We start from the raw sequence: 14,573 nt of genomic DNA on the forward strand, positions 1-14,573 counted from the left end.
GGATTCCCCCTTTATTTCTTCTTCGGTATAAACACAGTGAATACCGCACCGCCAGTTTTTGGATTCGCCAGTTCGATCCAGCCACCCAGTTCACGCACTGAGTCTTTCACATTGGCCAGACCGTAGCCTCTCTTCCTCCCCTTTGAAGAATAGCCTCTTTCAAACACAGCTTCCGTCTTATCGGGCGGCACACCGGGCCCTGTGTCTGATACTTCGATGACAATGTCACGGCCCATATCCGTGATAAAAAACAATACCTCCCTCACGCTTTGATCCGCTACAGCTTCGAAAGCGTTATCAATTAAGTTGCCGATAATCGTAATGAGGTGAGATAAGCCAATATGTGCAGGAAGAGGCGCGAGCGAGCTGTTCTCATCAATAACCAGCTTGACCTTCTTTTCCGATGCTTTGCTTATTTTTCCTAACAAAATCGCCTGCACCTGCTGCGAATGGATGTTATGGAATAAAATATCATGCTGTTCATTTTGTATCGCGTATTCCTCTTTAATCAGATCAATGGCTTCATCATACTCACCAAGCTCAAGCAGCCCTAAGATCGCGTAAAGCTTATTTGAAAATTCATGGGTCTGCGCCCTGAGATCCTCTGAATATTTGCGAACCTCTGTCAGTTTATCGATCAGATTTTTTAGCTCTGTTTTCTCCCGGAAGCTCACGACAATCCCATACGCCTGACCGCCTTGAGTCATCATTTTCGTATTGATAATAAAAACTTGATCGTTCACGTTTACCTCTTGGTTTGGCAGCATTTCTCCTTGATCAAGCACACTCTTCAGGCCGGCTCCCGGCATAACGTCATCAATAGGGAGATTGATCACAGGCTCGGGAAGCTTTAGCATCTCGGCCGCCGATACATTCATCATGGTGACGACGCCTTCACGATTGGTGGCAATGATTCCTTCTCGAATCGCGAAAAGCATTGCATTCCTTTCCCGATAAAGAGACGCGATCTCATGCGGCTCAAGGCCAAGCGTATCCTTCCTGATACTTTTCGCCAGTGCGGCGGCACCGGCAAATCCGAGCAGCAGCACAAGCACAGCGATCACACTCAAGTTTCTCAGATGCTTTTTGATGCTTTGCTCTGTCTCGGTTTTCAGAAAATCAACAGACACGCTGCCGATTACTTGGCTGTATCCCTTCTGCTCTTTAATAATCGGCGCACTCCCCCTGATGACTCTTTGTCCATCCGCTTTTGTTTCAGAAACATGCGAGCCTCCAAACAAAATTTCTCTGCTGCGCTCCAGTTTCTTTTGGCCGCTTTTGATCGAGGCGCTCCGAATGTCTCCTTTTTCATCCAACACATAAATGGCATACGCGCCAGTCTGTTCTTTCATTTGTTCAATGACCTCTTGCGTCTCATCCGCATGTCCGCCTTTTCTCTCAATGAGCTCTTTAGCCGGCGGCATGTAGGATATGGTTCTCGCCGTCTGAACCGCCAGCTGTTCAGCCTGTCTTCGTTCTTCGTGTGTATGCTGAACGGCTAACGTAATGGTCAGCAGACCAATGACAAAAACCAGCAGAGCCGCAATCAGTCCCATTATTTTTGTTTGCAGGGAAAAATGGAACCGCTTTTTCACCACAGCACCAGCCGTCCTTTCTACCTAGATCATACCATTTTTCACAGGGAATTTTCTCATTTTTCAAAATCCATTTCTTTTGAAGGGTAAACAATAGGAGGAAATATGTTTTGCAGATTAGTTGAATGAAGATAAAGGAATTGCTTTAAAATAAAAAAAGGCAGACCGCGTCTGCCTTTTTCTCTCTACCATATCCCCAGTACTTTCCACCATAATCCGCCGATCACAAGCCATACGACAATATGAACGATCGACAGGATAAATCCGATAGACCACCATTTACCTTGTGAAATGTAGCCTGCTCCGAAGAAGACTGGAGCCGCTCCAGAACCGTAGTGAGTCGTTGACCCGAACAGGTTGCTGAAGAATGCGAGGCTCAGCGCTGCTAAAAGCGGCGGTGCACCCGCAGCCACGACCACAGCCAAAAATGCAGAATACATCGCACTGATGTGGGCTGTCGCACTTGCAAAGAAGTAGTGAGAATAGAAATACACAACAATTAAAATTAAGAATGCAATAATCCATGAGAATCCTGATACGGAAGATTTCATAGCATTACTGAACCAAGACACCATGCCTAACTCATTCAGGAAGTTGGCCAGCATGACAAGCGCCGCAAACCAAGTGAGCGTATCCCAAGCGCCCTGTTCTTTCTTGATATCATCCCAAGTCAGAACCTGTGATAATAAAAGAACCGACAATCCGATCAGTGCGGTTGTGGTTGCGTCGATGTTAAAGCTGCCGCCAAAAATCCACAGTACAAGCACCAAAAGAAACACGATAACCATGGAAAGCTCTGACTTTTTGAACGGTCCCATTTCTTTCAGTTTTTCTGTTGCGATTTTCGCCGCATCCGGTGTTTCTTTGATTTCCGGCGGATACAGCTTGTAAATCACAAGCGGTGTGATGATTAAGCTTACAAGTCCCGGTACAATCGCGGCAATTGCCCAGCTTGTCCATGTTAAGTCCACCCCTGCGACATCATGGGCCAGCTTGGCAATCAGCGGGTTCGCCGCCATCGCCGTTAAGAACATAGCAGATGTAATCAGATTCCCCTGAAAACCGGTTTTTAATAAGAATGCGCCGATTTTTCTCTCTGTTCCATTTGCCGGGCTTGATCCGAATGTTTCGGATAATGATCTGATGATAGGAAATATAATGCCTCCTGCACGCGCCGTATTACTTGGAATGGCAGGTGATAATATTAAGTCACTGAACAGCAGTGAATAAGAAAGTCCAAGGGTTTTTTTCCCGAATTTCTGAACGAATACATACGAAATTCTCGCACCTAGCCCGGTTTTGATAAATCCCCGGGAAATAAAGAATGCGATGACGATAAGCCAGATGGTCTTATTCCCGAATCCGCTTAATGTATCCTCAATTGATAGTGTTCCAGTTAGTGCAGTAACCGCCAATGCAAAAATTGCAATTGCACCCATTGGCAAGGGCTTGGAGATAAAGCCGATAATTGTCGCGACAAAAATCGCAAACAAATGCCAAGCTTTAGGTTCAAGTCCGGACGGAGCGGGAATAAACCAAATGATTAGTCCCACAGCGACAGTAAGCAATGGAACAAGCTTTACTGCTGACTGTTTTCCTGCGTCTTTTTCTGAAGCCATAAATAGGTCTCCTCCTATATACTTGTTTTCCGATCCCCTTTCCCATTCTACTCCTTAACTAAGTTAATAAACATTTTAATTAATTAAAAAACACAAAGGTGAGCAGCCCTTTGTGTTTTTTCATTTCTTAATTTAGTTTACCCGCACCCGCTTGAGATATAACATTCGATTTTACATGCGCGGAAGCATCGATTGTGCCGTGCAGAGACGGTGTCCAGCCGACAGAAGAACTCAGCCCGTTTGCAGCCGATGCGTTGATCTGCGTGCCATTCAGCAATGTGCCTGAGTCATATAAAGCCGTTCCCCCGCTGAATACGCTGATCGTTTTAGCGGCTGACAGTCCAGGCACGTCAATGACATTGTTTTGAGCGTAGATTTTAGATGATTTTCCGATTCCCCACGCATAGCTGAAGGCATAATCCGAGGAGCTTGTGCTGCCTTCATAATAGTTGTTGTAAACGTGCACCTGCCCGAAGCGGACTCTCGGTGCGCGCTGGACGATATTTTTATAGCGGTTATGATGGAGCGTGATTTTTAATTTGCCGTCATCAGATGTTTTGCTGTCGCTTGATCCGAAAATGGAGCTTTTATCATGATCGTGATAATAGTTGTAAGACATCGTGATATAGTTAGCGCCGTTAGAAGCATCGGTTTGGCCGTCATGGTGCTGATATTTTCTGCCGAAATACTTTGGCGATGTGCTGTCCGGACGGGAACCGTCATTAAATGTACAATGATCAATCCATATATGCGTGCCGCCGTTTATTGTGATGTTGTCGTATTGTGAGTTCCAGTTTCCTGAGCTGCCGTCAGTCGGATCCCATTGCGGAAAATAATCATAAGCATCCTGGAATTCGATGTTGCGGATGATGACATTATCACTCTTGATCTGGAAATTTCCGCCCACGATTTTGGCATTTGTCCCTGAACCGACGATCGTCGTGTTTGCCGGAATATCCACCATGACTCGTGCTTTTTGATTTTTCTGAGATCGTGCTCTCGCCTCTTCTAGTGTCCCCGACGGCTCCTTTTTGCCCCATGTGCTAGGGTCATAGGCTTTCAAATATTTGTCCAAATCGTACTCTGGATCTTTATAATCATTTAGACCAAGCGGCTTCAGATTGTCATCGACGTTCATGTCAATCGTTCCCTTAATATAAATGATTTTTGGCGTTGTGTTGGTGTCCTTGCCTAATGCCGAGACAAGCTGGTTTCTGTTGCTGACGGTATACACGTGGGATGACGAAGCTTTTGATCCGCCTGTTGTGCCGGTCGAGTACGCGCCCCAGCCATCATTTGATCCTAATGTTTGATGGCCTAAATCCGCCGCGTTCGCGCCAGCTGGAGTCAACCCTAAAAGCAGAGCCGTGGCTAACATCACTTTTTTCATTCACTATGAACCCCCATTTTCTATTTTGTGAGATTATATTCCAATTTCTCACAAAGATATGATAGCAAATTGAGGGACATCCAGAACCGAAAATGTTCCGCTATCTTATTGCGGCATTCTGCAACACATACACCGCAAAGACCGCAAAAAAAACCCAAAAAGCCGAAGTTGGCCTTTTGGGTTATATCCCTGCATTATGCCCAGGATTTCACTTTTTCATTATCGGTCACAAAGAGAAGCACTTTCCCTTCATCTAAACGTTTTTCGAATTGAGCGGCTTCATCCTCAGAAAAACCGATTTCATGAATTTTATTGCGGAGCTCGTCTCCTTTTTTATTAAACACGTTTCCTACCGCATGCTTGATACCCGTTTCTTTGGCTCCGATCGTGTTGGCGTTCGTGTTGTCTGCCAGCCGTTCCGTTCTGTCATCGTCGTGAGCTAAGACGTATACATCTTCTTTCGCAACACCCATTTGCTGTAATTCTTCTACATCCTTCATGAGCTGTTCGTCGTTTGTATACTCTTTTACAACTGGTTTCATTTCGACATTCCTCCTTCATGATTACTATATTTCTTTCATACCCGGTCACATATGGATGAAACAGATTCCAGAACATTGAAAAGAAAAACAGGAAGAATGGTAGTAGCCATTTATTTTCGGCCCATGGTAAAGTGGTAGGAACGGAAACTATTTTCAGAAAAGTCAAAATCAAAGAGAAACCGCTGCGCGGAGCAAACGATCATGAATTGCAGCCTTTATCCGTACAAGCAGGAGGTATGTCTAATGCAATACTTTTCACCAGAACAGCAATATAATGCGTGGGTTGTGAGTGATTTAGTCAAACAGATTTTTCATCAGCGATCCGGCTGTTCACCAGGAATTCACGAGCTTGCGGTCTTTGCTGAGGAACATTTTCATATCGATATCGACTTTGTTTTCTCGATTATTATGAATATCGGTGACATTGAATTCGCACTCGCAGAAGAAATAGAAAAGAAATTGTCTGGCTATCTCGGGACTCTCCTTCCATATGTTAACGCTGAAATGCTCGAAACCTCTAAAGCCAATGCCAATGCGTTTTTATCCCGCAGACACGGCAATGCTGTATATCATTTATTTGTGTCTGATGATGCTTTCATGAGAAAGCAGTAAATCCGCAGCTTTCTTTACTAAAAAAATATTGACATGATGAGTCATGCTATTATAGTGTTTACATGTGATAATGATTCTCATTACTAAATCTGAAAAAAGGAAGAATGACATGCGCACCTATTCTAACAAGTTGATTGCTATCATGAGTGTTTTATTAATCGCCTGTTTCATTGTATCCGGCTGTTCATCCAGCCAGAATAACAGCGGAAGCAGCGAAAGCAAGTCTAAGGATTCTAGAGTGATCCAGCACGAAGAAGGAAAAACGACAGTAAGCGGCACACCTAAACGAGTGGTTGTCCTTGAGCTTTCATTCTTGGATGCTGTATACAATCTCGGCATTACGCCGGTGGGAATCGCCGATGACAACAAAAAAGATATGATTAAAAAGCTTGTCGGCAGCTCAATTGATTATACATCTGTAGGCACACGAAGCGAACCAAATCTTGAGGTCATCAGTTCCTTGAAGCCTGATTTAATTATCGCTGACGCTGAGCGCCATAAAAACATTTATAAACAGCTGAAACAAATCGCCCCGACGATAGAATTAAAGAGCCGGGAAGCGACATATGACGAAACGATCGACAGCTTTACAACCATTGCTAAAGCATTAAATAAAGAAGATGAAGGAAAAGAAAAGCTTGCCGAGCACAAAAAAGTCATCAACGATCTAAAAGCGGAGCTTCCAAAAGATGAAAACCGCAACATTGTTCTCGGGGTTGCAAGAGCAGATTCCTTCCAGCTTCATACGTCATCATCTTATGACGGAGAAATCTTTAAAATGCTCGGCTTTACACACGCTGTGCAGTCAAATGAAGCCTATCAAGAGGTCAGCCTCGAGCAATTGAGCAAAATCGATCCGGATATTTTATTCATCTCAGCCAACGAAGGCAAGACAATTGTAGACGAGTGGAAAACGAACCCGCTCTGGAAAAATCTCAAAGCGGTGAAAAACGGACAAGTCTATGATGCGGACCGTGACACTTGGACAAGATTCAGAGGCATCAAGTCTAGTGAAACAAGCGCCAAGGACGTGCTTAAAAAAGTGTATAATAAGTAGGACAAATGAGAAGCGAGGGGAAATCCTTGCTTCTTCGTTTTTGCAACCAGACGCAGTAAGGAAGTGAGACTGTTGTATCATTCGGCCAAACGGCGCTCATCATCAAGACTGATGATGTTCATCATCGCACTGATCATTTTGATATTCGGGCTTGGGCTGAATCTTTCAGTAGGAGCCTCAGACATCGGCATTATAGATTCATTGAAATATCTTTTTGTATGGGATGGTTCAAAGGAACAGCTCATCATCTCTACTCTTCGCCTTCCCCGCACATTAATCGGCGTTTTCGTCGGCGCCAGCCTGGCCGTAGCAGGAGCGCTGATGCAGGCCATGACTAGAAACCCTCTGGCTTCACCTCAAATTTTCGGTGTAAATGCGGGTGCATCGCTTTTTGTCGTTGCTTCTCTCGTCATCCTGCCGGCATCGCCCTATTCTTCCGTTGTATTCGCTTTTGCGGGTGCGGCAGCAGGCGGCGCGATTGTGTACATGATTGCCTCATCCGGCGGAATGACACCTGTCAAGCTGGCGTTGTCGGGAATGGCGGTGCATCTGTTCCTCTCCTCCATGACACAGGCCATCATTATTTTAAATGAGTCGGGAGAGGATGTTCTGTACTGGATGACAGGCGCGATTGACGGAAGCAATTGGCAGGACGTCATGACCATCGCTCCGTTTTCTGTCATCGGCATCGGTCTTGCCCTCGTGTTTTCCGGTTCTGTTTCTGTACTTGGTCTCGGAGACGAAACAGCAAAAGGGCTTGGACAAAATATGAACGGCATCCGGATTCTGATCAGCTTTATCATTTTAATTCTATCCGGTGCTTCCGTAGCTGTCGCCGGGCCGATCGGCTTTGTCGGACTGCTCGTTCCACATATTGTCCGCAAGCTGATCGGAGAACATTATCAATACGTGCTTCCGTTTTCGGCGCTGTTCGGTGCCATATTGCTGGTGTACGCAGATGTTCTGGCCAGATGGATTGCATTTCCATATGAGTCACCGGTCGGCATCGTCACCGCGATTATCGGAACACCGTTCTTCTTATATTTGGCAAGGAAAGGGCGAAATCTGAAATGAAGAAAACAACCAGAAAACAAAAACGCCCCTTGCTGGCGATACTCATATTGGCCGTGATTCTGATCGTTCTGTCCGTCATCAGCATCGGCTTCGGTGCATTATACATTTCACCGGATACAGTAGTGACGAACTTGTTGGGACTGGATCATTCCTTTGAATTCATCATCCAGCAATACCGCCTTCCACGAATTATATTAGCGATTTTGGCCGGTGCCGGGCTTGCCGCAGCCGGAGCGATTTTGCAAGGTGTCATCCGCAACCCGCTCGCTTCCCCGGACGTTGTCGGCATTTCAAAAGGGTCCGGACTTGCGGCGATGGCTGTCATTCTGATCTTTCCTGAATCGCCGGTGTACGTGCTTCCGTTCTCTGCATTTGCCGGAGCAGCCATTATTGCTGTACTATTATTAATGATAGCCCGCAAAAAAAGTATTCAGCCCTCTTCATTGGCTTTATCAGGCATTGCCTTAGGCGCGGTTTGCCACGCCGGGATGCAATATATGATGGTCAAGTTTCCGGGTGACGTGAATGCTGCACTCATTTGGCTGACAGGAAGCCTATGGGGAAGAAACTGGGAAGAAGTCAAGCTGCTTGCACCATGGCTTTTGGTTCTGTTGCCGATCGTCTGCATTCTCATACCGAAGCTGGATATTATGTCGCTCGGTGATGAGCTTGCGCAGGGTCTCGGCGAAAACGCAAACCGGCTGAGATTCATCCTGATTTTCACCGCGGTTGCGCTGGCAGGAAGCTGTGTAGCCGTCGTCGGCTCAATCGGTTTTATTGGCTTGCTTGCTCCGCATATCGCCAGACGGCTTACCGGAGAAAAAGCTAAATATTTACTGCCTGCATCGGCATTGATTGGTGCTATTATATTATTAATTGCAGATACGTTAGGGCGCGGCATCATGCCTCCGGTTGAAATACCGGCCGGAATACTGACAGCCGTGATCGGCGCGCCTTATTTTTTATATTTATTGAAATTCGAAGCGAGGAAACAGTAGGGAGAGGATACCATGGGAAAACTGGCTGCAGACCAGCTCACTCTTTCATATGACAGCACAGTGATTATTGACGGAGTCGATTTAAAGATAGAAGAAGGAAAAATCACTGCGCTCATCGGCGCCAATGGCTGCGGGAAATCAACAATCCTCAAATCGCTTGCCAGGCTGATGGCTCCAAAAAGCGGTACGGTCCTATTGGAAGGAAAAGATATACACCGCCAGCCGTCAAAAGAAGTCGCAAAAAAACTGGCCATTCTTCCTCAATCTCCTCAGGCGCCTGAGGGATTGACAGTAGAGGAATTATGCTATTTCGGCAGACATCCTCACAAAAAGCTGTTATCCAAGCATACCCAAGAGGATCACGACATGGTAGAGTGGGCGCTGGACGCAACGGGCATGATTGAGCTGAAAGAACGGACACTGGATGCCCTGTCAGGCGGCCAAAGACAAAGAGCATGGATTTCCATGGCACTTGCGCAAGGCACTGATTTGCTTTTGCTTGACGAACCGACCACGTATTTAGACATTTCACACCAGATTGAAGTTCTTGAGCTGCTGAAAAAGCTAAACCGCGATCATGGCCGCACCGTAGTCATGGTACTCCATGACTTAAACCAAGCCGCTCAATATGCTGACTATCTGATCAGTGTGCTGGACGGAAAAATATACAATGCCGGAACACCGGAAGATGTGTTTACCCAGCCGTTTTTCCGTGAAGTCTTCGGCTTGGAATGCTGTATCATGAGAAGCCCGATCGACCAGAAGCCCATGTGCCTGCCGACGGGACTGTGCCCGAAATTACGAGCGTAATGAAAAGGAGAGGTACCCCCTCTCCTTTTTTGTATGCCAGCTTACCTTTTGTATTTCTTCTCCTGTCCGTGTTACATTGGTGTCAATCAAGTAATAGGAGGATGAATATGACAAAAACTCAACAGCAGATTCAATTAGCCAGACGTCCGCAAGGGGTTCCCGTTCATGAAGACTTCCGCTTTGAAACGATCTCCGTCCCTGAACCCCAGCAGGGTGAAGTGCTTGTCAAAACGCTTTATGTATCAGTTGACCCTTATATGCGCGGCCGTATGCAGGATACGAAGTCGTATGTTGAACCGTTCGACTTGGATGAAGCGCTCTCTGGCGGGGTTATCGCTGAAGTCATGTCAGATGGTGAGCATCTGAAAAAAGGCGATATCGTCATCGGAAATCTCAGCTGGCAGGAATATTCCGCTGTCAGCGAGTCTGCCTTGCGAAAAATTGATACAAGCCTCGCTCCCGCTTCAGCCTATCTCGGCATTTTGGGAATGACCGGCTTGACGGCATATTTCGGACTGCTGGACATCGGGCGCCCGAAAGAAGGTGAAACCGTGGTCGTCTCCGGAGCTGCGGGAGCCGTCGGTTCAACAGTCGGGCAGATTGCCAAAATCAAAGGCGCGCGAGTCGTCGGCATTGCGGGCTCTGATGAAAAAATCGAGTATTTAAAACAGGAGCTGCAGTTTGACGAAGCCATCAATTACAAAACAGCAGAAGATATCCAGAAAGCGCTTGAAGACGCTTGTCCTGACGGTATCGATGTGTATTTTGACAATGTCGGCGGGCCGATTTCAGATGCGGTCATGAACCTTCTCAATGAATTTGCCCGCATTCCGGTGTGCGGCGCCATTTCTTCCTACAACGCTGAAAGTGAAGCAGATGACATGGGCCCTCGCGTCCAATCGAAGCTAATCAAAACGAAGTCGCTGATGCAAGGGTTTATTGTAGGCGACTACTCCGATCGCTTTTCTGAAGGAGCAAAACAGCTGGCCGAATGGCTGAAGGACGGAAAGCTCCATTACGAGGAAACCATCACAGAAGGCTTCGAAAACATTCCTGACGCGTTTCTCGGCTTATTTAAAGGCGAAAATAAAGGAAAACAGCTGATCAAAGTCAGTGATCCGAGCTGACATGATAATGAAAACAAGGAGGGCTTTTTGCCCTCCTTGTTTTTGTGTATGGTCAGATCCGAACAATCAAAGTGATAAAGCCATCTTCATCAGGTTCCGTGTCTTCCAAAGTAAATCCGGCTGCTTGAAAGCAAGCCAAACTGATTCGATTGTCTTCTTCAATGCATGCAACCCATTCCCGCACACCATTAAAATCAGGGTCACCCAGCAGTTTTTTTAATATCTGTTTTCCGTACCCTTGAAACCGGCACAAAGGATTGACGATCAATCCAATATACGCCCGCTCCTCCACGAACTCCATAACGACCATCCCTGCCGGCAGCTGCCCGTCATATGCCATGATGACAGTATTGTCTTCATCTTGATTCACTCGTTCATACCACACATCTAATGGGAGCATGCCATCCATTCTCCGCCTGGTATCCTCATCTTCAAACCAGTGTTCAATAACTTTCAGCTCAGGCTCCTTCACTATTTGAAACCTGTCTATTGAAGCCATCCCCTCACCCCCACACGAACCTTTTTCTATTATTTTACAACAAAAAAGAAGGGCTTTCCGCCCTCCTTTTTATTTCGTCTTCAGTTTTCCGCCTGCATAAACAGCTTCACTCAGCTCCACACCAAGCTTCTTCGCCATTTTTTTCAGCTTTGATTCTTCCAGTTTCGTCACGAGGCTCAGTACGTTGCCTTCTTTTCCAGCCCGGCCTGTTCGGCCTGATCTGTGAACGTAGCCGTCTTCGTCAGGAATATCAGCATGGATCACATATGGCAGGTTTTCAATGTCTAAGCCGCGTGCGGCAATGTCAGTCGCTAATAAGAGCGGGAATTCCCCGTCTTCGAACGCGGCAATGATTTTCGCCCGCTCCATTTTTTTTGCTTCACTGTGCAGAACGCCGAGATCGACATGGTGATACGCCAGCTTTTCCGCATACACACTCAGGTTGCCGATGTCTCTCACAAATACGAGTGCCTGCATGCCTTGAAGTCTTGACAGCTTTTGCAGCAGCCTCACTTTGTCGCGCTGGTCGCAAATCAGATATTGATGCTTCACTTTCCCAGCTTCCGCCTTGCTTCGCTGCACCTTCAACACCTCAGGCTCTTGCGCCAATTCGCGGAGCACGTCCTCCGTTTCCTTTTTGAGTGTGGCAGAAAAACAAAGAAGCTGTCGGTCTCTTAATGTCGTTTTAATAATTTGCTTGATCGTTTCGCGATGCTCCGGCAGGATAAGTTGATCCGTTTCATCCAGTACGATTGTTTTCACTTCATGCATTTTGAGTTTCTTCGCTTTAATCAGTTCAAACACCCTGCCTGGCGTGCCGACAATGATATGCGGATGTTTTTTCAGCTTTTCGATCTGCTTCTTTACATTCGCCCCGCCGATTAAGGAAGCCGCACGCAGCTCAGAGCCCGCTTTCCAATCCTGAATCACCTGAAAGATCTGCATCACCAGCTCACGGGATGGCGCTAAAATCACCGTCTGCGGATGCTTCTGTTCTGGTTTGATCCGGTCCATGACCGGAAGTGCGTACGCCAGCGTCTTGCCTGTGCCTGTCGGCGATTCCGCGATAACATCCCTTCCGTCCATAATCAGCTGGGCCGCCTGTTCCTGAACAGGAGTCGGCTTTTGAAAACCGGAAGCATTCCAATTCTCTTGAATAAATGATTGTGCATTATGTAAAAATGGCCAAGTTTGCGTCATTTTTGTTCTCCTCAATTCGTGAAATCTATTCCATAGTATCTCAAAACCTCGCCCGGAACGCAATTTTTCTTTTTCTTTCCTATACCTTTCAACATTCCGATTCCTCCTTTATAATCAAAAGGGTGAATAATACACGCCGATTGTGCGTGTTTGATAAACGATAGAGGTGTAAATATGAGTATTTTATCTGTAAAGGATTTAAGCCACGGCTTTGGTGACCGGGCCATTTTTAATAACGTCTCCTTCCGCCTGCTAAAAGGCGAGCACGTCGGGCTGATCGGCGCAAACGGTGAAGGAAAATCAACCTTCATGAATATTATTACCGGAAAGCTTGAACCTGATGAGGGAAAAGTCGAATGGTCAAAAAATGTCCGTGTCGGCTATCTGGATCAGCATACCGTGCTGGAAAAAGGAAAATCCATCCGTGACGTTCTGAAAGACGCATTCCATTATTTATTTGCGATGGAAGAAGAAATGAACGAGATTTACAACAAAATGGGCGAAGCTGATCCCGACGAGCTCGAAAAGCTGCTTGAAGAAGTTGGCGTGATTCAAGACGCGCTGACGAACAATGATTTTTATGTCATTGATTCCAAGGTGGAAGAAATCGCCCGCGGCCTCGGCTTGAGCGATATCGGATTAGAGCGCGATGTCACTGATCTGAGCGGCGGACAGCGCACCAAGGTTCTTCTCGCCAAGCTTCTCCTTGAAAAGCCGGAAATTCTGCTTCTCGATGAGCCGACCAACTATCTTGATGAGCAGCATATCGAATGGCTGAAACGCTACCTGCAGGAATACGAGAACGCGTTCATCCTGATTTCCCATGATATTCCGTTCTTAAACAGCGTCATCAACCTGATTTATCATGTTGAAAATCAGGAGCTGACACGCTATGTCGGCGACTACCATCAGTTTATGGAAGTTTACGAGGTGAAGAAACAACAGCTTGAAGCGGCCTACAAAAAGCAGCAGCAGGAAGTCGCGGAGCTGAAGGATTTCGTTGCCCGCAACAAAGCCCGCGTCAGCACGAGAAACATGGCGATGTCCCGCCAAAAGAAACTCGATAAGATGGATATGATCGAGCTTGCGGCAGAAAAGCCAAAGCCGGAATTCCACTTCAAGCCGGCGAGAACGTCAGGCAAGCTGATTTTTGAAACGAAGGATCTGGTGATCGGTTACGATTCCCCATTGTCACGTCCGCTGAACCTCCGCATGGAGCGCGGCCAAAAAATTGCCCTTTACGGCGCAAACGGGATCGGAAAAACGACATTGCTGAAAAGCCTGTTGGGCGAAATCCAGCCGCTTGAAGGCTCGGTTGAACGCGGCGAGCATCTCTTTACCGGCTATTTCGAGCAAGAGGTCAAGGAGTCAAACAACAATACGTGCATCGAAGAGGTATGGAGTGAATTCCCTTCTTATACGCAGTATGAAATCCGTGCCGCTCTGGCAAAATGCGGACTGACAACAAAGCATATCGAAAGCCGCGTTTCCGTATTAAGCGGAGGCGAAAAAGCGAAAGTCAGATTGTGCAAGCTGATCAATTCAGAAACAAACCTGCTGGTGCTCGATGAGCCGACAAACCACTTGGATGTCGATGCCAAGGAAGAGCTCAAGCGCGCCCTCAAAGAATACAAAGGCTCCATTCTGCTCATCTCCCACGAGCCAGAGTTTTATATGGATATCGCGACAGAAACGTGGAACTGCGAGTCTTGGACGACGAAAGTGCTTTAATTTATAAAAAAACCCGCTTGCTGAAGGGCGGGTTTTTTACTGCCATTTTTTTGAACGATTCTCAAAAGCTCTCTGTCTTTTAAAATGAGCTGCAACGGCGAGGTGAATTCATCAAGGGGGTCAGCTCTCTTTTGGCAGACAATTCAAAGTCTTCCTCATCAGCCCAAGCGGTGAACCACTCTACAGAAAAGCTGTTTTTCATGACGCTGTGTATGTATTGATAGAGCGTTTCTAAACACTTCTGATCATATTCGTCTGGCTTTGTCTTATCCATGGCAAACGTCCCCTCTACAGCATGAACCATCACTTGATATAGCAA

General features: G+C 46.6%; 13 protein-coding genes and 1 pseudogene. 7 read left to right on the forward strand and 7 right to left on the reverse strand.

Going from position 1 to position 14,573, the window contains the following annotated elements; genetic code table 11:
• Positions 1–11: 11 nt before the first annotated feature.
• The 4 genes from Q5C82_RS16365 to Q5C82_RS16380 all read right to left on the reverse strand — a co-directional run bounded on the left by Q5C82_RS16365 (position 12) and on the right by Q5C82_RS16380 (position 5,146).
• A complete protein-coding gene (locus Q5C82_RS16365) occupies positions 12–1,598 on the reverse strand; it encodes a sensor histidine kinase (RefSeq protein WP_003223032.1) in 1,587 nt (528 codons plus the stop codon).
• 182 nt (positions 1,599–1,780) lie between these two features.
• Positions 1,781–3,214, reverse strand: a complete 1,434-nt coding sequence (locus tag Q5C82_RS16370) for an anion permease (RefSeq protein WP_003223030.1) — start codon at positions 3,212–3,214, stop codon at positions 1,781–1,783.
• 127 nt (positions 3,215–3,341) lie between these two features.
• Positions 3,342–4,604 (reverse strand): pectate lyase, encoded by a 1,263-nt coding sequence (locus tag Q5C82_RS16375; protein ID WP_003223028.1) that lies wholly within the window; start codon positions 4,602–4,604, stop codon positions 3,342–3,344.
• 194 nt (positions 4,605–4,798) lie between these two features.
• Positions 4,799–5,146: a general stress protein gene (locus tag Q5C82_RS16380; RefSeq protein WP_003223026.1), complete on the reverse strand. Its 348-nt coding sequence runs from the start codon at positions 5,144–5,146 to the stop codon at positions 4,799–4,801.
• Positions 5,147–5,389: 243 nt separating this feature from the next.
• Between Q5C82_RS16380 and Q5C82_RS16385 the strand changes: the two genes are divergently transcribed.
• From Q5C82_RS16385 to Q5C82_RS16410, 6 genes are all read left to right on the forward strand, one after another.
• Positions 5,390–5,758 carry a YfmB family protein gene (locus tag Q5C82_RS16385; protein WP_003223021.1) on the forward strand — a complete coding sequence of 123 codons (369 nt, stop codon included), beginning with the start codon at positions 5,390–5,392 and terminating at the stop codon, positions 5,756–5,758.
• 109 nt (positions 5,759–5,867) lie between these two features.
• Positions 5,868–6,815: a Fe(3+)-citrate ABC transporter substrate-binding protein YfmC gene (gene yfmC, locus Q5C82_RS16390; RefSeq protein WP_003223018.1), complete on the forward strand. Its 948-nt coding sequence runs from the start codon at positions 5,868–5,870 to the stop codon at positions 6,813–6,815.
• 72 nt (positions 6,816–6,887) lie between these two features.
• The gene (gene fecD / locus Q5C82_RS16395) at positions 6,888–7,889 is read left to right on the forward strand and encodes a Fe(3+) dicitrate ABC transporter permease FecD (RefSeq protein ID WP_003223017.1); all 1,002 of its coding nucleotides are present in this window, start codon (positions 6,888–6,890) and stop codon (positions 7,887–7,889) included.
• On the forward strand, positions 7,886–8,887 hold the full coding sequence (gene yfmE / locus Q5C82_RS16400; RefSeq protein ID WP_003223016.1) for a Fe(3+)-citrate ABC transporter permease YfmE: 1,002 nt from the start codon (positions 7,886–7,888) through the stop codon (positions 8,885–8,887). Before fecD ends, yfmE begins: the two co-directional genes overlap by 4 nt.
• A 12-nt stretch (positions 8,888–8,899) precedes the next feature.
• Positions 8,900–9,697 carry a Fe(3+)-citrate ABC transporter ATP-binding protein YfmF gene (yfmF, locus tag Q5C82_RS16405; RefSeq protein ID WP_003223014.1) on the forward strand — a complete coding sequence of 266 codons (798 nt, stop codon included), beginning with the start codon at positions 8,900–8,902 and terminating at the stop codon, positions 9,695–9,697.
• Between the two features lie 107 nt (positions 9,698–9,804).
• The gene (locus Q5C82_RS16410) at positions 9,805–10,824 is read left to right on the forward strand and encodes an NADP-dependent oxidoreductase (protein ID WP_003223012.1); all 1,020 of its coding nucleotides are present in this window, start codon (positions 9,805–9,807) and stop codon (positions 10,822–10,824) included.
• 52 nt (positions 10,825–10,876) lie between these two features.
• Here Q5C82_RS16410 and Q5C82_RS16415 read toward each other — a convergent pair whose 3' ends face one another.
• Positions 10,877–11,323: a GNAT family N-acetyltransferase gene (locus tag Q5C82_RS16415; RefSeq protein WP_003223010.1), complete on the reverse strand. Its 447-nt coding sequence runs from the start codon at positions 11,321–11,323 to the stop codon at positions 10,877–10,879.
• A 69-nt stretch (positions 11,324–11,392) separates the two neighbouring features.
• Positions 11,393–12,523, reverse strand: a complete 1,131-nt coding sequence (locus Q5C82_RS16420) for a DEAD/DEAH box helicase (protein WP_003223008.1) — start codon at positions 12,521–12,523, stop codon at positions 11,393–11,395.
• 174 nt (positions 12,524–12,697) lie between these two features.
• Here Q5C82_RS16420 and Q5C82_RS16425 point away from each other — a divergent pair, with 174 nt between their 5' ends.
• Positions 12,698–14,254 (forward strand): ABC-F family ATP-binding cassette domain-containing protein, encoded by a 1,557-nt coding sequence (locus Q5C82_RS16425; RefSeq protein WP_003223006.1) that lies wholly within the window; start codon positions 12,698–12,700, stop codon positions 14,252–14,254.
• 120 nt (positions 14,255–14,374) lie between these two features.
• Here the strand turns inward: Q5C82_RS16425 and Q5C82_RS16430 are convergent.
• A pseudogene (locus tag Q5C82_RS16430) lies at positions 14,375–14,528 on the reverse strand (hypothetical protein).
• Positions 14,529–14,573: the final 45 nt, after the last annotated feature.

The sequence above is a fragment of the uncultured Bacillus sp. genome (genome assembly GCF_958411575.1).
In the GTDB taxonomy this organism is placed as follows: Bacteria; Bacillota; Bacilli; order Bacillales; family Bacillaceae; genus Bacillus; species Bacillus spizizenii.